We start from the raw sequence: 21,375 nt of genomic DNA, 5'->3' as shown, positions 1-21,375 counted from the left end.
ATAGATCCACTGGTTGAGCGTCAACTATGGCTTGGGGATGCAAGGACAGCAAGTGGACTCCCGCTGTATTGAGCGGTTTAGCAAATCAGTAAATACTGCATCAAAAACATCTGCACACAGTCATTGTTACGAAAATAATAAAATATAATTGTGCAAACAATGTTAAAAAATTATAAAATGTCTGTGTGTTTAATTATATTAAGAGGGTCAATTATTTCATCACCTTATAAATGATAACTGTCATGGAGAAAAATATTATCAGACCTCGTATCTTTCACAAAAGAATTCGAACCGCTATTTTATTGGTCCTCCTGGTGTTTTTCGTATTGGGGATGTATGCGCTTGGTCAATCTTTGATTAACGGCCACAGCAGTAGATTTGATATCCGGGATTGGAGTTTTTTGTTTTGGTTTGTTTTGTGTGCTTTTATGATATTGGTGTATTGGGATCAGGAACAGAAAGCAAAGTACTATATCCGCTGGACAGATTCGGACTTGTACTATAAGCTGGATCCTGGCCCGGAACGTCGGCTGGATCTTTCGCAAGTCAAACGAGTCAACGCTAATTATTCCAAAGTTTTTTTCTATATGAAAGATGGATCGGTTAAGCTGGTAAATTTTTATTCGCTGGATCCCCGTTTTAAGGATGTTCAGAAAGCCATGAGTATTAATGAGAAGCTGGTTGTTTGAGGGTAACCCGATTTACTGACCACGTCAATCTATGCTGATGCATGATATGCAGTGCATTAGTTGCTTAACCCGCTTTATTCACCACGTCAATCTAGTATGATCCATAATATGCAATGAATCAATTGCTTAATTTCCAAAATTGGGCTAATTACATAGCCCAATTTTGGGTGACGTTTGACTTTTGATTCATACTGCTAGCCTCTGGGCAGAGCTCTGCCACAGCCACGGCGGGGACAGGTCGGTTCCCTCATCCTACCCACCCAAAATGAGGACATTTTGGTTCCAAATGCCATGGATTTTGCGAGTTAAGGAAATATGATAGCAGCATTAAGAAAGTAAAATAGGCAATAAAACATAGGCAATAATATGCAGGGGTTGCTGATTGACTTCAGCAACCTCTACTTTTTATTTTTTAAGTACTGTGCGGACACCGCTTGGATGACTAGACGGTCGGTTCCCAGCCGGGTTGGTATTCGCCTTTCCAGTATTTTTTAGCGTTTTTGGATTTAAGCGAGCCATCCTTGGCATTAACAATAACTTCTTCACCGGTTCGGTAGGACATATTGGCATAATGTGTCATATTGGTGCTGATGGCGCCTTCGGTAAGCGGTGAGTTTTGCTTCACTCCACGATCCCGGATCACTTGACCAAAGTTTATAATATGTTTTTCGGTCAGGCTTCCTCCACCTACCAGATTTTCGGTTTGTGTTGAACCAGACACCTCACTTTCTCTCCCTTCGCTTAGTTTTTTACCATCTGGATCATAGTGTACATAGCCCGATCTGGTCAGCATCATGGAACCTTCTGTCCCATAAATGAGGGCTCCACGACCAGTTCCCATTTTTGGAATTCCACTTCTGGAGTTACCATCCCATGTGATGGTTTTTCCGTCGGGGTACACCCAGTTTACTTTTAAGGTATCGTACATTTCCCAGTCGGAATCAGTGTATCGACCTTTCATTCCGTTGGAAATGACTTTCTCAGGGTGTTCCAGGTTCAGTGCCCATCGCGCTACATCGATTTCATGCGTTGCATTATTCCCTGTTTCTCCGGTACCGTATTTCCAGAACCAATGCCAATTGTAATGGACATAATTATCAAAATAGGGTTCCCGTACTGCAGATCCTTGCCAAAGTTCCCAGTCCAACCATTCCGGTACGCTCGTTTTTTTCCCATTACCGATTGATTTTCGATTGTTGGCATACCAGGTGTCGGCATGATAGACCTCCCCGATACGGCCATCCCGGATAAGTTGGATGCCTTCTATATTCTTAATAGAAGATCGTTGCTGGTTACCCATTTGAACCACCCGATGGTGTTTTTTAGCCGCTTTGATAAATTGTTCGCCTTCCCAGGGGTTGTGACTGGCTGGTTTTTCAACATAGACATGCTTCCCCGCCGCGCAGGCCAGGGTTCCGATCGGTGCGTGAAGATGATCTGGCGTAGCAATGACTACGGCATCAATATCCTTTTTCTCCAGTAGTTTTCTGAAATCCTTAATTCCTTCCGGTTTGTGATCTTGAGTCTCCATCACCGACTTTTTACATGCATCGATTGCCCTGGAATCCACATCACAAATGTAGTTCACCTGAAACCCGGGCAGTTTGGCAAAGGTGTTCGCCAGGTATTTTCCTCTGCTATTGACGCCGATGACTCCAACATGAATGGTGTCTGTGGGTGAAAATTTGCGGGATGCTTTCCAAAATACAGGGGTGATCATGTAAGCGCCGCCGCCATACGCCCCGGTTTTTATGAATTTTCTTCTTGAATTACTCATATTTCTGATTTCAAACTAAAAATGATTAAGGTAAGAATAAATTAGCTGTTAGTCAGGAATTATACCCGAAAGGTATTGGTTCTAAGCCGACTTCTTCCAGGAATGTTATCGTCGGGCTTGGTTGGGAGTATAGCCATAGCTTCATAAGGTTTTTGATGATCAAGAGCTGGTAAAAAAGAATCCGTCAATACGGTATTTGTGAATTGCAGCACTAGTTTATGGAATCATAATTATTATATAGGTATTATCTCGCTCTTCCATCCCTAACATGTACCTGAGCGCAAATAAAAGCTCGATTTGAGCTGGATTCAAAAGACCTCGGAGAGGTCATAACTTTATTAGCAGGAGGTTTTGCAGTTTTTATCTCGACTTTGGAGAAGTCGCAATGTCTAACCCGTAAAAGTCAAACCTCACCCAAAATTGGGCTACGCAATATGCCCAATTTAGGAATTTAAGCAATTGATTCACTGCGTATTATATCATTTGTATTCGATAATGCCGTATAAGAATATTTCGGAATATATCCGGCAATTAGGAATTCAAATGGTATTATGCATCATAACAGATTGACGTGATGAATAAAGCGGGCCAAGTATACATTACGACCTCTATGAGGTCGATATTTTGAAATTAAATGTTGCTAACATACTTCGACCTGCGCTGCAGGTCTGCTTGGAATCTACATTTAGAGCGCCAAACACATAGCTCAATAAGTCAGTGAACTTATAGGTAAAAAGATTATGAGCGCTGTAGGCTCGGAATACATCACGTTATAACATGGTCTTTTCAAAAAGACGTGCTGCCCTGGCAACAAGAACCAACCAGCCTATTCCCTGTATCAACCATTTGGCTTTTGATGATAAAGATATGTCAATAAAAGATGTCTTCCATGGTATAGTAGATATGAGTTCGTGCACTAGTTCTCTTCCATCATAGTCTGCAGTTCCTTCAGCTTCAGTAAACTCTCAATGGGGGAGAGGCTGTTGAGATCCAGTTGTGTCAACTCTTCTTTGAGTTTCATGGCGTTTTCATCTTTTATATCAAAAATCTGAAGCTGAAGGGCATTACCATTGTTTCCTTTTTTATCAATGTTTTTGATCTTACTCTTTTTAGAACGGGAAGGAGACTGTCCATCCTTGGCGGTGAGGTGGTGCCCTTCCATTTTGTGGAGAATCTCTTCTGCGCGACGGATAATTTCTTGGGGTAGTCCGGCCATTTGGGCCACATGAATCCCAAAGCTGTGTTCGCTTCCGCCGGGAACCAGTTTTCGCAAGAAGATAATCCGGTTGTCTATTTCTTTGGTCGACACGTGATAATTACGGATCCGGTCGTAAAGCTCTTCCAGCTGGTTTAATTCATGGTAGTGGGTTGCAAACAATGTTTTGGGTTGTGCAGTGGGGTGTTCGTGCAGGTATTCGGTCATGGACCAGGCGATGGAAATTCCGTCATAGGTGCTGGTCCCCCGACCGATTTCATCAAGTAAAATAAGACTGCGGGCAGAAAAATTGTTTATAATGTTAGCAGCTTCGATCATCTCTACCATAAAGGTGGATTCCCCTTTGGACAGGTTGTCGGAAGCACCCACCCGGGTAAACACCTTGTCCAATAACCCGATTTCGGCACTTTCTGCCGGCACGTAGCTTCCCATTTGAGCCATCAGACAGATGAGGGCGGTTTGGCGAAGAATGGCGGATTTACCGGACATATTGGGTCCGGTAATCATCAAGATTTGTTCGTCTTCATTGTGGAGATAGATGTCATTGGCGATGTATGATTCACCCGGCGGGAGTTGATGTTCAATAACCGGATGTCGGCCATTTTTAATCTTGATTCCCAAACCATCGGTCATTTCAGGTCGACCGTATTCATTTTTGAGGCTTACAATGGCAAATGCGATCAGGCAGTCTACCTGGGCGAGCATGTGGGCATTGGTGAGCAACGTTTTGAGGTATTTCTGAAGGTGATCGACCAGCTCGCCGTATAGTTTCTCTTCCAGTTCCAGGATTTTATCTTCGGCGCCGAGAATCTTGTCTTCGATGTCTTTGAGTTCCGAGGTAATGTATCGTTCCGAATTAGTCAGAGTTTGTTTTCGAACCCAGTTTTCGGGTACCAATCCTTTGTCTTTGTATTTGTTGGTGACCTCCAGGTAGTAACCAAATACATTGTTGAAGCCGATTTTAAGATTGGATATACCGGTATTGGTAATTTCCTCTTCTTGGATTTTCAGAAGGTGCTCCTGATTGTTCTCGATCAGACTTCTTAATTCATCCAATTCAGCACTGTATCCAGGTGCAATAACGCCGCCTTTGGACACGAGCGCCGGTGCATCCGGATTGAGTTGTTGAGTAATCCGATGCACGAGGTCTTCGCACGGATTGATTTGATCACGGATCACATTCATGAGGCTGACATCAATGACTTCAAGTTCTTTTCGCAGGTCAGGTAGTCCCGAAAGAGCCAGCCGGAGCTGGTTGATTTCACGTGGTGATATTTTGTAGGCAGCTATCCGGGAGGTGATTCGTTCCAGGTCTCCTATCCCTTTGAGGTATTCGCGGGACGATTCTCGAATACCTGCGTGATCGCGCAGCGCGGTCACAGTGTCAAGTCGCTTGTTGATTTCGGAAATATCGGTGAGCGGAAGGGCAATCCACCGCTTCATCATCCGAGATCCCATGGGGGATCGGCAGGTGTCGAGTACATCCAATAACGCAATTCCGGTTGGGTGGTTGCTTTGCAGCAATTCTAGATTGCGCATGGTAAATCGGTCCAACCAGACGGATTGTTCTTCCCGGATCCGTTGTATTTTTAGAATATGGCTGACGTCGTGCTGCTGGGCACTGTCCAGGTAGTGCATTGCTGCACCAGCAGCGATCTGGCCAAGATGCAGATCTTCCACCCCAAAACCCTTTAAATTCAGTGTTTTAAAGTGGTCCAATAATTTTTTCCGACCATAGTCCAGGGTGTAGACCCATTCGTCCACACCGTACGTGTAGAATTCATCGCCGATCCACTCCTGGATTTCTTTTTTGACTGCTTTGGAATATATAATTTCTGAAGGATGAAACGAATCCAATAGTTTTTCGATGTGCATCCGTTTGCCTTCTGATAGGTAAAATTCACCGGTCGAAATATCAAGAAAAGAAATCCCGTAATCATCTCCTGCCCGGTATATTGACGACAGAAAATTATTTGATTTGTTCTCCAGTAAGTGATCGTCCACAGCAATACCCGGCGTAATCAACTCGGTGACCCCGCGCTTTACTAATTTTTTCTCCTTGGACGGTTTTTCGAGCTGCTCACAAATGGCGACTCGAAACCCTGCTCGTATTAATTTGGGTAGATAAACATCCAGGCTGTGGTGGGGAAACCCGGCGAGCTCGATATCTGAACCTCCGTTGTTCCGTTTGGTAAGTACAATGCTCAATATATTGGCTGTCTGAACGGCATCCTCTCCAAATGTCTCATAGAAATCACCCACCCGAAAGAGCAGGATCGCATCCGGATATTTGGATTTGATCTGACTGTATTGGGTCATTAACGGGGTTTTCTTATTCTTTTTAGCCACGTATTGATTGTTTTTCTAATATTAAAAGTAATCCGTTTCCTCGCTTCGGATGTCTGGATGGAAACCACCCATCCACAACCTGTAAAGATACAAAGATTGGCATCAATATTATAAAAAACAAAGCGGGGATGATTTTGAGAGCCATTGGCCAGTTTGTCCATAAAATAATCAAAGATTGCATAATTTCATGGCCCAGCGTGCCCACCCGTTTGTAGTGGTATTCTTTATGGGCAATTCGATACCTTGCGTTTTCAATCCACTCATATAAATCCTTTTCTTTGATGGGGTTGTACTGCTCCTGTGCATCATCGTAGTGCCCATACTTACTTCGGATCCATTGGTAAAATTTATAATGGATTTTGGTTCGGATTGGGGTGTATAGAAGAACCTGCTGGCCGGGTGATTGGGTTTGCCCCATGAGATTCAGAACCTTTTCGGGACGGGGAAGGTACTGAAGCACGCCGATCATATAAATAAGGTCGACTTCAGGGCCACCGGACAGGTAAGCTTTTATATCTATGATTTCAAGATGGCAGTTAGTTATCCTCTTTTTATTGACCAGCTTTGTTAAAAATGCGATGTGATCTTTTAATTGATCTATCCCTGTAAAAGTGCAATCGGACCAACGCCTCGCCTGTGGGATAAGATATTGACCTTCTCCGCATCCTGCATCGAGAATCCGAAGTTGCCTTTTTGGACTGTTAATGATCAGTTTGCGGATCCATCGGTGACAGATTCTGGAACGTAAAAACAAAATTCTGGAAGCCACGTAGTGTATATAAATCAATCGCGGGAACCGTAGGAGCCAGATCGGGTAGTGGTGGTTTTCTGTGATGTCCCGGATGCGCATGAATGGATCAGAATTCAGATTTGTATATTTCAAATTTCGGAATAGCGGGGAGTATTATGATCTGCGGGAACTGTCCAACTAGCAAACAATTCACCAGCACTCATCGATCATCAACAATCCACCATTGACCATTAACCACTAATAATCCACCATCGACTATTGACAATTAACCATCATTCACCCCGGTATAATTAAACGGCGTGATGACCCTCATTTCATCTTTGATCGAGTCGGATACATCGAGTTCCGCGATGAAATTTGCAATCGTTTCTTCGGTTATTTTATCCCCTGTCCGTGTCAACGCTTTTAGTGCTTCGTAGGGTTTTGGATACCGTTCGCGACGAAGAATGTTTTGCAACGCTTCGGCTACAACAGCCCAATTGTTGGCCAAATCTTCATTCAGTGCTGCCTGATGGAGCGTGATTTTACCCAGTCCTTTTTCCAATGAAGAAACAGCGATCAGGGTATGTGCCAGGGGAACCCCGATGTTCCGGGTGACGGTACTGTCGGTCAGATCCCGCTGTAGTCTGGAAATGGGCAGTTTTTCTGCCAGGTGGTGAAATATAGCATTGGCCAGTCCCAGATTTCCTTCTGCATTTTCAAAATCGATGGGGTTCACTTTATGTGGCATCGCAGAAGAACCGACTTCACCGGCCACAATCCGCTGCTTGAAATAATCCTGAGAGATGTATTGCCAGATGTCTCTGCATAAATCAATCAATATCGTGTTGCAACGCCCTACCGTCTGAAAAGTGGCTGCCAGATCATCGTAGTTTTCGATTTGTGTCGTTCGGGATTGCCGTTCTATGTCGAGGTCGTTTTTGAGAAAATCATCGCCGAATTGAACCCAGTCGACTTCAGGAAATGTGACTTGATGAGCGTTGAAGTTTCCAGTGGCTCCACCAAACTTTCCTGAGATCTTCAGGTTTTTGAGATGATTGAGCTGGGTTTTCATCCGATAGCTAAACACCTGAATCTCTTTGCCCAGTCGGGTCGGACTGGCCGGCTGGCCGTGCGTTCGTGCCAACATGGGGACATCTTCCCATTCGCTTGATTTTTGATCCAGGATATCTATGATTCGTTCAAAACCTGGAATAATAACTTCTTCCAGTCCGTCTTTGACCATCATCGGCATGGCCGTGTTATTGATGTCCTGCGAAGTGAGCCCAAAATGAATGAACTCCTGCCAGTCAACCATATCGGTTTTTTGGAATTTTTCTTTGATCCAGTACTCGACTGCTTTTACATCGTGATTGGTCGTTCGTTCGATGCCTTTTATCTTTTCGGCTTCAGCCGGGGTGAACGATTCCACCCAGGATTCCAATTCCTGGATCTGTTCCGGACTAAGATCTGGCAACGCATCATGGGATACTTTGGATAAAGCAATAAAATATTTGATCTCGACGGTGACGCGGTATTTGATCAGGGCATATTCGGAGAAGTAATCCTGGAGTGCCTTCGTTTTTCCGGCGTAGCGACCATCAACTGGAGATATGTGCATTAAACTATTCGACATGTTCATTTTCATTTAATTGTTTGTTGTATTCTTCTTCCAGCCGCTTGAAGTAGTAGTAGGTCTCCAATTGACTTTGGATCCGAATATCATTTTCGTGGCGAATGTACGTGTTATCGCCCGTACCATCAATTTTTCGGGCCTTAACATTGTCACTCCATTGCAATTCCATGATTTCATCGATGGTCTGAAAAACCGCAGGATCATAAATGGGAATGGCAGTTTCGATCCGATAATTGAGGTTTCGGGTCATCCAGTCTGCGGAAGAAATATACATTTTTGGTTCGCCCTGATTATGAAATTTGAATACGCGAGCGTGTTCCAGGTATCGGTCTACGATGCTGATGGCGGTGATGTTTTCACTAAACCCTTTTTGGCCGGGGATCAGGCAACAAACTCCGCGTACGATCAGCCGAATAATGATTCCGGCTTCAGATGCTTTATAAAGCAGTTCGATCATTTCCGGATCCTGGATGCTGTTGACCTTTATAAAAATTTCTGCCGGTTTCCCCGATTTAGCCGCTTTGATCTCAGCCTCCACCATTTCAATAAGTTTGGATTTGAGATTAAACTGGCCCACCAATAAATGATCAAACTTTTGATTGGGCAAACGAACCGTTTCAAGAATGGAGAACAGCCGAGAAATTTCATTCGTGATGTCTTCTTGAGCGGTGAACAACCCAAAATCGCTGTACACTTTAGCGGTATCTTCATTGAAATTCCCGGTGCTGAGGTAGGTGTACAGGACGGGTTGGCCATCTTCAATCCGACGGACCAAAGCTGACTTGGAGTGTACTTTCAAGCCTGGAAAGCTGTAGTGAACTTTTACACCAGCCTTCTCCAGTTTTTCACCCCATCCGAGGTTCCGCTCTTCATCAAACCGAGCCTTTACCTCTATAAAGGCTGTCACATTTTTACCGGCTTTGGAGGCGTTCATTAAGGCTTCCATAATCCGGCTGTGTTCGGCTACCCGGTACTGGATGATTTTTATGTGTGTCACGTCCGGATCCACCGCAGCCGCTTCGAAAAATTGAACGACGGATTCATAGGAGTGATACGGGAACATGATGAGGTGATCTTGTTCATGGATGGTTGTAAAAATATCATCGCTGTCCATGATCGGGTGGTAATCCAGGGGAGGGAGCTGTTTGAGATTGAGGTGCTCCTTGTCGAATTCCGGAAAATTGAAGAAGTCAAAGTTGTTGTGATATCGGCCCTCTGGGATCAGGTCCAGCTCTTCGATGTGCATGACATCCTGCAGGTAATCGAGTAGTTTTTCCGGCATTTCCCGATCATAGACCAGCCGGGATGCCGGACCGATGTTTCGTTGGTTGAGACTTTTTTTGATTTTCTTGATCAGATCTCCCGAGAACTCATCGTCGATGTAAAGTTCCGCATCGCGGGTCAGTTTGATGGAATAGGTGTCCTGAATATCGTAACCGGGAAAAAGCCAGGAAATACTGTGACGGACGATGTCATCGAGAATGATGATGTCGTGGTGTCCCCGCTTGGAATGAGCCAGGGGGATAAACCGGTCCAGGTGATCTGACGGGACCTTGACGATGGCATATTGAGTTTTCCCCTTGTACTTACCTTCTTTTTCTTTCATATCCACCGCCAGGTATAGTTCGGCATTATTCAAAAAAGGACGAACTTTTTCTTTGAGCAGAACGACGGGTTGTACGTAGGGCAACATGTATTGATGAAAGTAATTTTCAACCTCCGTCTTCTGTGCATCGTTAAGATCCAACCGGCGAAGAATGTGTATGTCCTCATTTTCCAAATCCGGGACGATCTCTTCATCAAAAATCCGACTTACTTCTTTTTGTTGCTCGGTCACAATGTCCAGCATTTGATCGAGAATATCCTTCGTTTCAAGATGAAGTTCTTTCTTTTCTTTTTTACCCAATCGGATCAGGTTCCGGTGTTGGGAGACGCGTACCGCAAAGTACTCCCCGAGATTGGAGCTGTAGATCGCGAGAAATTTGATGCGTTCGTACAGCGGATTCAGGTGGTCTTTGGCTTCCTGCAGTACACGGGCATTGAAAGACAACCAACTAATATCCCGGTTGATCATGGGGTATTTTTTCATGAGTTTGTATTAAATTTTAAGGGAAAGTACGATAAACAGGTGATAATATAAATATTTCGGTGCCAAATAATTTTTTGAGCAGAATGCAAAACGCACTTCTTTTCAAAGCACTCTTTATCCTGAAAATACTTATAGAACCGTCTTACACAACTTGATGTTGGGTGGATAGCGTTTTGAATGCCGCTTCTGAAATGAATAAATCCAGACCTAATCCCTGGTTTTACAATGGCTAGTTGCGAATTTGCTTTAAATGAACGCTGCAATTATTTTTGAAATCATTACATAAACCAATTCTCCTTAAACAACCGGATCGCAATGGCCAGGAGTATAATTCCAAAAACTTTTCGTAAAACTTCGATGCCATTGCTGCCAATCTTTTTTTCGATCCATCCCGAAAATCGCAGTACGAGATAGACCAGGGCAATATTGATGGCAATACCGATCAAAATGTTGATGTTGTTGTATTGGGATTTTAGAGCCAGAATGGTGGTCAATGCACCGGCGCCGGCTATTAAGGGAAAAGCGATGGGTACAATGGAGCTGCTCGTACTTTCAGGTTCATCACGAAACAAATGAATACCCAGGATCATTTCAAGTCCGAGTAAAAATATAACGATCGATCCAGCTACTGCAAAAGAACCCACATCGACGCCAAATAAACTCAGCAATTTTACACCTGTGAACAGGAATATGACCATGATCACGAACGAAACAATGGAAGCTTTTCTCGCCTGGATTTTGATGCCTTTTTGTTTCATCGAGAGAATAATCGGCAACGACCCGATGATGTCAATCACGGAAAACATGACCAGGCTGATCGATAAAATGTCCTTGAAGTTGAGTTCCATATCCTGAAAATTTTGCGGGCGCAAAGGTCTGAATAATTAGTGGAATTCCCATACACGTTTTCACATTTTTAACGACCTGGCGTGTGCCGTCTGCCGCTAGGGTTGAAGTGCTGAACCTCCTGCGCCTGAAAGTTATATACTCAAGTTTCGGCTATAAAAAACAGCAGTGGTCAGTGTTTACCGTGCGACCTCTCTTGGGTCGAGATAAAGCCCTCCACCAGACCTAATATACTGTGACCCACGCTGTGGGTCGTCTTTTAAAAATTTTACACTGCCTTCACATACATTATTACCCATTAGAACCAACCTGCACCCAATGCTTCGCGGAATGGCCATGGAATACCAACCAGAATTAATACCAATGCGATAATATAAAAATTGAAGGCTACATTAAAAGGTTTTGGGGCCTTTTTGGAACGGGTGTAGCCCAAAGTGATCAACACAATCGCTATAATCATAATCAGAGAGTGCTCCACGGTAAAAAACCGGAACAGGGAGCTGCTCATGGTGGAACCCCCGAATTGGACCTTGGGACTCAGGAAGAAAAGAATCAATCCCAGTAGGAGTTGAATGTGGGTCAAAATAAAAGCAATCAAAACGGATTTCGTTTCTTTGATGTCACCAAATTTTCCGCGACGCCCAAAGGTCTGGAATAGAGCAATCAATAAGAACAGTAGCAACAACCAACGAAGACCTGAATGCGCTGAAACCATAATATTATAGAAGGAACTATTCATTTTTCATTAAATTTGGTGATCAAAGCCGCTAAGTTAGTTAATTTCTTTTCCATAATGAAACACACCACAGCCATAAATACCAAGAACTTTAATGATCTCATCGCCCAGTTGGATGGGGATGGCTACCAAGATTCGTTGCACCGGCATCTGTATGCCACAGATGCATCGATTTATCGTGAATTACCCCTTGGAGTGGTCTTTCCGAGACATAAAACAGACTGCCAGAAGATCGTCCAATGGGCGGATAAAAACAAGATTGCTCTGATCCCGCGAGCTGCCGGTACTTCATTGGCTGGTCAATGTGTGGGCGAGGGGCTGGTTGTTGATGTGTCTCGTTATATGACGGCTATCCTGGAGCTGAATAAAGAGGAAGGATGGGTTCGGGTAGAGCCTGGCGTTATCCGCGATGAACTGAATAACTATTTGGCACCTTTTGGGTGGTATTTTGGACCCAATACGTCCACCGCAAACCGCTGTATGATGGCCGGGATGGTGGGGAATAATTCCTGTGGCTCGACTTCCATCGAATTTGGAAATACCCGGGATCACGTGCTGTCCCTGGAAGTACTGCTTGCCAATGGGGAGTTCGCTGTGTTTCAGGATGAAGATCCCGGCAGTTATTTTAATGAACCAAATGGATCAAAACGGAAGGACCTCATAGGCCGGCAAATCATAAATTTGCTCCGGGAGGAAGGGATGGCTGACAAAATCGCCAAGGCCTACCCACATCCTGAGATCCATCGACGCAATCAAGGCTACGCGCTGGATATACTCCGACAGGCCGGCTACTTTGACCAAGGATCGGATGAACATTTTAATATGGCCAAATTACTTTGTGGTTCGGAAGGTACCCTGGCTTTTACCACCGAAATCGTTCTGAATCTGGTGCCATTGCCCGGGCAGGATGTGGCCGTGCTTTGTCCTCATTTTCATTCGGTCAATGAAGCCATGAAAGCCACGGTTACTGCGATGGAAGATTCTCCTTCCAAATGTGAATTGATGGACCGGACCATCCTGCATTGTGCGTGGGAAAATCCGGAACAATTAAAGAACAAGTTTTTTATTGAAGGGGATCCGGCTGCCGTCTTGATGATTGAATTTCGAGGTGATGAATCGGGTTCTGCGAAAGATAAAGCCGTGTTGATGGGTCAAAAGCTGGAGAAACATCAGATGGGGTACACCGCTACGCTCGTAGAGGGAAAGGACACAGACCGGGTCTGGAATCTTCGGGCGGCTGGATTGGGGGTGTTGTCGAACATAAAAGGCGATGCGAAACCCCTCGCATGCATTGAAGATACAGCGGTCCGGTTGGTCGATCTCCCGCAATACATTGCTGAATTTGAAGAAATATGCAAAGAACATCATCAGGAAGCGGTGTTTTATGCGCATGCCGGTGCCGGTGAATTGCATTTGCGACCAATCCTCAACCTGAAGACCCCGGAAGGGGTCAAAGGACTCCGGGATATCAGTACGGCCAGTGCACAACTCGTCAAAAAATACAAAGGCGTGCTCAGTGGTGAACACGGTGATGGCCGGGTACGTGCTGAATTTCTCCCCATGATGGTGGGCGATGAAATGTATGAAATTTGGCGTCGGGTCAAAGCCATCTGGGATCCCGATAATCTATTTAATCCTGGTAAAATCGTGGATGCACCACCCATGGACACAGCTTTGCGATACACCACCGATGAGCCTTCGTGGGACTATGAAACCTACTATAGTTTTCAGGCCGCGGGGGGGATGATGCGGGTCATCGAAAAATGCAATGGGACGGGGGATTGCCGGAAATTGGCCGAGACGGGTGGAACCATGTGTCCGAGCTATATGGCTACCCGTTATGAGAAAGATTCCACCCGGGGTCGGGCCAATGCGATGCGAGAATACATGAAAGGCGAGCAGGGTGTATTGTCTTTTGATTCTGAAGAAGTCATGGAGGTGTTGGATTTGTGTATTTCCTGCAAAGGATGTAAAAACGAATGTCCCTCCAATGTCGATATGACGAAGCTTAAATCGGAATACTACGCCCAATACTATAAATCGCATTCTCGGTCGATCCGGGATCACCTCATCCTAAAGTTTTATGATCTGTATCGATTTGCCTCCCATGTGCCTGGTTTGTCCAATATTGTCATCCGCAACCTATCCGGATTAATCAAAAAAATGGCCCGCTTTCATCCGGAACGATCCTTGCCGCCCGTATCTTCCGTGACTTGGAAAAAATGGATGAATCGGCACCAATCTGCTCTTCCGAAAACACAGAAGACCAAAGTTTATATTTTTATCGATGAGTTCATCGATGTGAATGAAGCACCGATTGGGATCAAAACGGTCCAACTCCTGGAGCAATTGGGGTATGAAGTTGTTCATCTTCAACACCCAGAGAGTGGGCGAGCAGCCTATTCCAAAGGGTTCTTGGAACAAGGAAGGCGTTTTGCACAACGCAATGTGGAAGTTTTTGCCTCGATCCTCGATGAGTCGGACGCTGTAATTGTTGGCGTCGAACCATCCGCTGTATTGAGCTTTCGCGATGAGTATCCGGAGATATTGCGGGATGAATGGCGCGAAAAAGCACGGAAATTGTCAACCCAAACCTGGACAGTGGAAGAGTTTTTACATCAGGAACTTATTCACGGACATATATCAGCGGATCAGTTTGATCAGGCACCTCGACAGATAGCCCTCCACCTGCACTGTCATTATAAAGCGATGGCAGAGAAGGAAGCAGTGGTTGCTTTGCTTTCGTTGCCCGAAAACCATCACGTGGAATACATTCCTTCCGGATGCTGTGGTATGGCTGGTTCTTTTGGGTTTGAAAAAGAACATTTCGAATTGTCCATGCAAATCGGAGAATTGGCCGTGTTTCCTGCTATGCGCGATTTGGGGAAGGAAACGATTCCGGTTGCTCAAGGGGTCAGTTGTCGCCATCAGGTACTCGACGGGGTCGGGGTGACGGCGCTGCATCCGGTGGAGGTGCTGTGGGAGGCTGTGAATAAAAGTTGATAGCATCAAGCAATAAGCTAAAAGGGGATAGCAGAGAAAATTAGACATCGAGGGCGAGATGCCAGGTTTATATATGAACCGATGTCTGACTGTCATCCCGCATGCGCCAAACCATAAACGGATGAACTGCAAACGCGTGAACATCACCTAGCCCCAATCTCAAAAGAGACGAAATTCTCAATCGCCTTCTTGTCTTTTACTCTATATTTGTATTTTGAAAATAAGACGTTTATTAAATTAATTAGCGAAAATAAAGATTCGTATTATGAAAATCGCGTATTCAGGCTGGTGTTCAATTTCTATTTTACTTATTGCATTACTGCTTGGGTTAGCAGGGTGCAACAGTTCATATCCTCCCACCGATCTATCTGCAGAACCTCTTATTCCTGTTCCCGTTTCTGTGACGTCTGACGGGAACTCTTTCCAGCTTCGACATGATGTGACGATTTTTGTAGAAGAAGGAAATGCTGACGTTGCAAACGCTGGCGAGTATCTGGCCAGGCTGCTGTTTCCAGCGACTGGTTTTGATTTGGAAGTAGAAGCTACGAAGCGGTCACCCGTCAAGGGTCACATCTATATGCATCTTGATCCTGCCGATTCAGAGCTGGGTAAAGAAGGTTATGAACTGAATATTTCTGATTCGGGTTTGGAGCTCAAGGCAGCCGAACCGGCGGGATTGATTATGGGGATAGCTACCATCCGCCAGTTGTTACCCAGTGCGATTGAGTCTTCTTCGGTGCAAGATAGCGCGTGGTTGATGCCCACCGGAGTGATTCGGGATTATCCGGAATATGCCTACCGGGGAGCCATGCTCGATGTAGCGCGTCATTTTTTTCCCGTGGAAGATGTGAAGCGGTTTATAGACTATTTGGCGATGTATAAATTTAATCGGCTTCATCTTCATTTGTCCGATGATCAAGGGTGGCGGATCGAAATCAAATCCTGGCCCAAATTGACCGAAATCGGAAGCAAATCCGAAGTTGGCGGCGGGGAAGGTGGATTTTATACGCAGGAAGAATATCGGGAATTGGTGGCGTATGCTGCGCAGCGGAACATCATGATCATTCCGGAAATAGATATGCCGGGACACACGAATGCGGCGCTGGCTTCCTATCCGGAGCTGAATTGTGATGGTCGGGCTACGGAATTGTACACTGGGATCGAAGTGGGATTCAGTACGTTGTGTACGAAAAAGGAAATCGTTTACGATTTTATTGGTGATGTGGTTCGTGAGTTGGCTGTGATGACGCCGGGCAAGTACATTCATATTGGCGGAGATGAATCACACGTGACACCCATGGAAGACTATATACCTTTTATAGAGCGGGTTCAAAAGATGGTGACGGATGCAGGAAAAACGGTCATCGGATGGGATGAAATAGCCAATGCGGAGTTGGCGCCCGATGCTGTGGTTCAATATTGGGCTCAAGCGGAGAATGCGCAAAAAGCCATTGATCAGGGGCGCAAAGTTATTATGTCACCAGCTACCCATGCGTATATGGATATGCAATACGATTCAACTTCGCGGATCGGTCTCCACTGGGCCGCGTATATTGAAGTTGACAAAGCCTATGATTGGGATCCCGCATCGATAGAGCCGTCCATTTCCCGGGATGATATCTTAGGCATTGAAGCGGCGTTGTGGACAGAAACTGTCACTAACATCGAAGATATTGATTATTTGGTTTTTCCTCGATTGCCCGGATACGGTGAGATCGGTTGGAGTCCTTCTGACAAACGAAACTGGTCCGACTATGCCAGGCGTTTGGGTGCACATCAGAATCGATTTGATGTACTGGGTATCCATTATTACCAGTCTCCCAAGGTGCAATGGAAATAAAATGGAGGTCAGATGCATGTTTTGACCTATTTTAACCCCAGGTTCTGAAATAGCCACAATTTTTATATGTTAAAAAAGATACGCAAAATTTGCATATAAATTCATGTGTTGATGGGCTGCTTAGAGATATATGTAAAGGCTGTTATGTGTATTTTGCTCGACAGGTTAGATTAATAGGTTTGATTCGTAATTCATATGTAAAATCGACAACGTAGGTTAAATTGGATCTATTAAAAACACCTGAAATAAGTGCTAATATTACATTAAAAATAATCTTGATGGTATCGTTTTTGTCTTAGTTTTTGCGGCATATGCATCCCCCTTAAAGGTGTCATATGACAATCCCTTATTAAACTAAACTAAGATTATGAGAATTATCTGTTTATTTCTTTTGTTTTATTCGTGTCAGTTGGATACTGAATTTAAAGATCTGACCCCTGAAAATGCTTTTACACCTGCGTTTTATTTCAACTCTCCCGAGTTCACCAAAGCGATGGATAATATTAGTGCAGCAGAGGTGGATACGGTTTTTAGTATTGAACGCCCGAAACACTTACTTCCCCCGCCACTACATGCGTTGGAAAGACGGTGGATGACCACAGATACCTTTGCTTTTGAGACAAAAGACTTCCAGAAGGTGCTCAATGTGATTATGCAGACCGCCGAATCACATCGGGATTCTATCATAACATCATTTGTTACTGCAGTACCTGAAGAGGTTTCATTGAATGGCCGGGCCGCCTATTCTGTCCCCGGTCAGTATTATCTGGTGCCGCAAAGCATTTCTACAGGAAAAAGAATCTTTCTGCAAATTTCCAGAACTAGGGCTGCTGGCAGCGGTTTTTGGAAAACCTGGTACTATACAGCCAATGGTCTTTGGTTGATCGGGGAAAAATTGCCGGTGGATCTGGAAAAAGATATCTCGTGACGTCTAGTGCTCTGTTTAATAAGTTATGTGGAATAATATTCAGGCCATTTTTGCGATAGCGAAGGTGTCAGAACATAGCCCTAGCTGGGGATGAGGTGAGGCTTTGCAACACAGGATAGCACAAAAAGGGACCAGAATTAACCATATTGATTTATGAAACGGGGCACTCGCTGCGAACAGGTCATGACTTTCTGCGTTTTAGTATTCGACAGATTGTATTGATGGTTTTTATTGGACTGTGTCTATGACTATGCAGGGTATGAATGAATCTACGATGGAGGACCAATCATGGTCTGCGTCCGGACTGAAATTTTACGTTAAGTACGTATTTTCAACGATTTTAATTTTGTCTTCGACTTTTTTACGGAGATCTATTTTGTATTGTTCCAGTTTGTCAGCGATGGTTTTATCGGTCATTCCCAGCATGGATGCGGCCAGGATGCCGGCATTTTTCGCTCCATCAAGCGCGACGGTTGCAACGGGAATTCCTCCGGGCATTTGAAGAATAGACAATACACTGTCCCAACCATCGATGCTATTGGAAGAAAGGATGGGCACCCCGATGACCGGTAAGGTGGTCAGGGAAGCGACCATGCCCGGTAAATGCGCAGCACCACCTGCTCCGGCGATAATTACCTTCAGCCCTCGTTGCCGGGCCGACCGGGCATACTCGATCATGCGATCCGGAGTACGGTGTGCAGAAACCACGGTCAGTTCAAATGGGATATGCATTGCATCCAAAAATTCAGCAGCTTGTTTCATCACCGGAAGATCCGAATCAGATCCCATGATAATACCAATCTCTTTACTCATGATGTGATCACTTTTAAAGTTTTTTTAATGTATTCTATTTTATCTTCTATTTCAATGCGGTCAGTACCGCAAACTGTCACATGGCCCATCTTTCGGTAGGGCCTGGTTTCTGGTTTACCGTAAATGTGAATATGTACATTATCCAATGCCAGAACATCCTCCATTCCATGGTACACCGGAATACCTGTGTAGTCCGGTTCCCCAAGTATATTGAGCATGGCGGCCGGTTGCAGTAATTTGGTATCTCCCAATGGTAGATTGAGCAGCCCTCTGAGGTGTTGTTCAAACTGATTGGTCACTGCATTTTCCAAAGTATGATGACCACTATTGTGGGGGCGGGGCGCTACCTCATTGATTAATATCTCATCATCCGTCGTCCAGAAAAATTCAATCGCCATGAGACCACTTATAGCATATTTTTGCATTGTATCATGAGCGATATTCATCAATTGGTCGTGAATTTTTTCAGGTATAGTGGCAGGTGCATATAAAAAATCAAGCATATTCTGATCATTAAAAACCATTTCGACCGGATCGTAGCATTGGATATCTCCGGCTTCATTTCGGGCCGTGACCACGGCCAATTCTTTTTTGATCTTTACTTTTCCTTCTACAATAGAAGGACCCTGCAGTAGCTTGTCAAGATCTTCAGGCTGATTTACCATCTGAACACCCCGGCCATCATAACCTTCTCCTCGGGTCTTTTGAACGAAGGGTAAAACCAGGGTACCATTACTTACTGCGGTTTTGATTTCTTCAGCATTATCATACCGATCAAAGGCTACCGTGGGCAGTTTATGCTTGCGGTAAAATTGGTTTTGAAGGTATTTGTCCTTGATGATCTCCAGAACCGCCGGCCTGGGATGAACTTTGGTGCCTTGGGCTTCCAGATCATACAGTGCCTGCAGGTTGACGTGCTCTATTTCAATGCCCAGGATATCCAAGTGGCCACCAAATGCCATAACATCTTCATAATTTTTAAAATCACCTGTCGTAAATTTCCAGCTATTAACTCCGGCTGGAAATTCGGGTTGTTGATCGAGTAAGGCCAAGGGCAGATTCCATTGGTTGGCGGTGTAGTTGAGCATTTTACCAAGTTGCCCCCCTCCCAGAATACCGATGCGGATTTCTTCCATTTTCATATCGACCGTATTATTTTTATGATAAATTCTTGCATTAAAAGATGCTCTGTTGCTGAAATTACTATATTCATACTGAACACGAATTGCTAGTACAAAAGTAAATAAACTTAAACGATATGTATAAAACAGCCTTGCGAAATGCTAAAATAGTCAATGAAGGCCAGATCACTGAAGGCGACGTTCTGATCATCGATGATCGGATTGAACGAGTTGGTCGCTTTGATGAAGAAGTAGATAAGGAGATTGATCTTCGTGGAGATTATCTGATACCGGGCGTGATTGATGATCAGGTTCACTTCCGCGAGCCAGGAATGACACACAAGGCATGCATAGCCTCCGAATCAAAAGCGGCTTTGGCCGGAGGGGTGACGAGTTTCATGGAAATGCCCAACACCAAACCACCTGCTTTGTCTCAGGAAAAACTGGAAGAAAAATATCAAATCGCTGCCCGGTCCAGCTTTACCAATTATTCCTTTTTTATGGGTGTCAGCAACGATAATTATGAGGAGGTAATGCGGACAGATGCTGAGACGGTATGTGGGTTGAAAATATTTATGGGCTCCAGTACAGGAAATATGTTAGTGGATGATGAACACCAGTTGAGCCGGATTTTCCGGGACACCCCCATGCTGATTGCTACACACTGTGAGGATGAGGAAACAGTACGTCAGAATACGCGTTTTTTTCAGGATATATATGGAGACCAGATACCGTTCGAATTACATCCCGATATTCGAAGCCGTCAGGCGTGCTACCTGAGCAGTTCTTTTGCCATTTCACTGGCCAAAAAACACCAAACCCGGCTACATATTTTACACATTACGACGGCGGAAGAAGTTCGTTTGTTTGACCATGCCACCCCTTTGAAAGACAAGAAAATAACCAGTGAAGTGTGCGTGCATCACCTGACCTATGACAGTGAAGATTATAAAGAAAAAGGGGGTTTGATTAAGTGCAATCCTGCAATCAAACGACCCCATGACCGACAAGCCTTGTGGGAAGGTTTGTTAAATGATCAGTTGGATATCATCGCCACAGACCATGCCCCACATACAGCCGCAGAGAAAGATAATCCTTATTTGAAATGTCCTTCCGGTCTTCCACTGGTCCAGCATACCCTGGTCCAAATGATGGAGCACCGAAAAGCAGGTAAAATATCACTGCCCGGTTTGGTTCACAAAATGAGCCACGCACCCGCCGTGTGCTTCAATATACAAGACCGTGGATTTATCCGGGAAGGATACAAGGCCGACCTTGTACAGATATCCGAAAAACAACCCTGGACGGTGGACACATCCAATATATTGTATAAATGTGGTTGGTCGCCCATGGAAGGAAAACGCTTCCATTCCAAAGTTATCCGGACCTTCATCAATGGGAACCTATCCTATGATCAGGGGCAATTCAGTGAACAGCTGGCAGGGCAACGATTGCTGTTTAACAATAGAAATTAGCGCGTCATCAATTCAGCGGACTTTGTGCCAGGCATCGATAAATCGGACACCTCAAATGAGTGGGGTTAAATTAGTTTTAAATCCAAGGTTGTTTTTTCGAGATCGTTAATATTTGTGTAATTTGGAC

Annotated in this window: 14 protein-coding genes; 5 read left to right on the top strand and 9 right to left on the bottom strand. The window is 44.7% G+C overall.

The genetic code is table 11. From position 1 onward, the window contains the following. Nucleotides 1-242: 242 nt before the first annotated feature. Nucleotides 243-689 (top strand): hypothetical protein, encoded by a 447-nt coding sequence (locus KUV50_RS05145; protein ID WP_222579030.1) that lies wholly within the window; start codon nt 243-245, stop codon nt 687-689. Nucleotides 690-1,131: 442 nt separating this feature from the next. Here KUV50_RS05145 and KUV50_RS05140 read toward each other — a convergent pair whose 3' ends face one another. From KUV50_RS05140 to KUV50_RS05110, 7 genes are all read right to left on the bottom strand, one after another. Beyond that, nucleotides 1,132-2,466, bottom strand: a complete 1,335-nt coding sequence (locus KUV50_RS05140) for a Gfo/Idh/MocA family protein (RefSeq protein WP_222579029.1) — start codon at nt 2,464-2,466, stop codon at nt 1,132-1,134. A 916-nt stretch (nt 2,467-3,382) separates the two neighbouring features. Beyond that, nucleotides 3,383-6,001, bottom strand: a complete 2,619-nt coding sequence (gene mutS / locus KUV50_RS05135) for a DNA mismatch repair protein MutS (protein ID WP_222579192.1) — start codon at nt 5,999-6,001, stop codon at nt 3,383-3,385. A gap of 22 nt (nt 6,002-6,023) precedes the next feature. Then, nucleotides 6,024-6,914 (bottom strand): class I SAM-dependent methyltransferase, encoded by an 891-nt coding sequence (locus KUV50_RS05130; RefSeq protein ID WP_222579028.1) that lies wholly within the window; start codon nt 6,912-6,914, stop codon nt 6,024-6,026. A gap of 133 nt (nt 6,915-7,047) precedes the next feature. Then, entirely contained in the window at nt 7,048-8,397 is a 1,350-nt protein-coding gene (gene purB / locus KUV50_RS05125) for an adenylosuccinate lyase (protein WP_222579027.1), read from the bottom strand. Continuing rightward, complete coding sequence (ppk1, locus tag KUV50_RS05120; RefSeq protein ID WP_222579026.1) at nt 8,387-10,486, bottom strand: polyphosphate kinase 1; 2,100 nt, start codon at nt 10,484-10,486, stop codon at nt 8,387-8,389. The genes purB and ppk1 overlap by 11 nt, the downstream gene beginning before the upstream one ends. Nucleotides 10,487-10,764: 278 nt before the next feature. Then, nucleotides 10,765-11,334, bottom strand: coding sequence for a MarC family protein (locus KUV50_RS05115; RefSeq protein ID WP_222579025.1), 570 nt, complete (start codon nt 11,332-11,334; stop codon nt 10,765-10,767). 296 nt (nt 11,335-11,630) lie between these two features. Continuing rightward, nucleotides 11,631-12,071: a cytochrome B gene (locus KUV50_RS05110; protein WP_261395007.1), complete on the bottom strand. Its 441-nt coding sequence runs from the start codon at nt 12,069-12,071 to the stop codon at nt 11,631-11,633. 54 nt (nt 12,072-12,125) lie between these two features. Here KUV50_RS05110 and KUV50_RS05105 point away from each other — a divergent pair, with 54 nt between their 5' ends. The 3 genes from KUV50_RS05105 to KUV50_RS05095 all read left to right on the top strand — a co-directional run bounded on the left by KUV50_RS05105 (nt 12,126) and on the right by KUV50_RS05095 (nt 17,839). Then, nucleotides 12,126-15,071: an FAD-binding and (Fe-S)-binding domain-containing protein gene (locus KUV50_RS05105; protein WP_222579024.1), complete on the top strand. Its 2,946-nt coding sequence runs from the start codon at nt 12,126-12,128 to the stop codon at nt 15,069-15,071. A 265-nt stretch (nt 15,072-15,336) separates the two neighbouring features. Further along, entirely contained in the window at nt 15,337-16,911 is a 1,575-nt protein-coding gene (locus tag KUV50_RS05100; protein WP_222579023.1) for a beta-N-acetylhexosaminidase, read from the top strand. 367 nt (nt 16,912-17,278) lie between these two features. Next, the gene (locus KUV50_RS05095; protein ID WP_222579022.1) at nt 17,279-17,839 is read left to right on the top strand and encodes a hypothetical protein; all 561 of its coding nucleotides are present in this window, start codon (nt 17,279-17,281) and stop codon (nt 17,837-17,839) included. A gap of 312 nt (nt 17,840-18,151) precedes the next feature. Here the strand turns inward: KUV50_RS05095 and purE are convergent, their stop codons facing one another. Beyond that, nucleotides 18,152-18,652 (bottom strand): 5-(carboxyamino)imidazole ribonucleotide mutase, encoded by a 501-nt coding sequence (purE, locus tag KUV50_RS05090; protein WP_222579021.1) that lies wholly within the window; start codon nt 18,650-18,652, stop codon nt 18,152-18,154. Then, complete coding sequence (locus tag KUV50_RS05085) at nt 18,649-19,794, bottom strand: 5-(carboxyamino)imidazole ribonucleotide synthase (RefSeq protein ID WP_222579020.1); 1,146 nt, start codon at nt 19,792-19,794, stop codon at nt 18,649-18,651. The genes purE and KUV50_RS05085 overlap by 4 nt, the downstream gene beginning before the upstream one ends. A gap of 116 nt (nt 19,795-19,910) precedes the next feature. Between KUV50_RS05085 and KUV50_RS05080 the strand changes: the two genes are divergently transcribed. Further along, nucleotides 19,911-21,248 carry a dihydroorotase gene (locus KUV50_RS05080; protein ID WP_222579019.1) on the top strand — a complete coding sequence of 446 codons (1,338 nt, stop codon included), beginning with the start codon at nt 19,911-19,913 and terminating at the stop codon, nt 21,246-21,248. Nucleotides 21,249-21,375 lie beyond the last annotated feature (127 nt).

Source organism: Membranihabitans marinus (assembly GCF_019802045.1).
Lineage (GTDB): Bacteria > Bacteroidota > Bacteroidia > Chitinophagales > Saprospiraceae > Membranihabitans > Membranihabitans marinus_A.
Note: the sequence above shows the minus strand (reverse complement) of the source record. Positions and strands in the feature narration are given on the sequence as shown.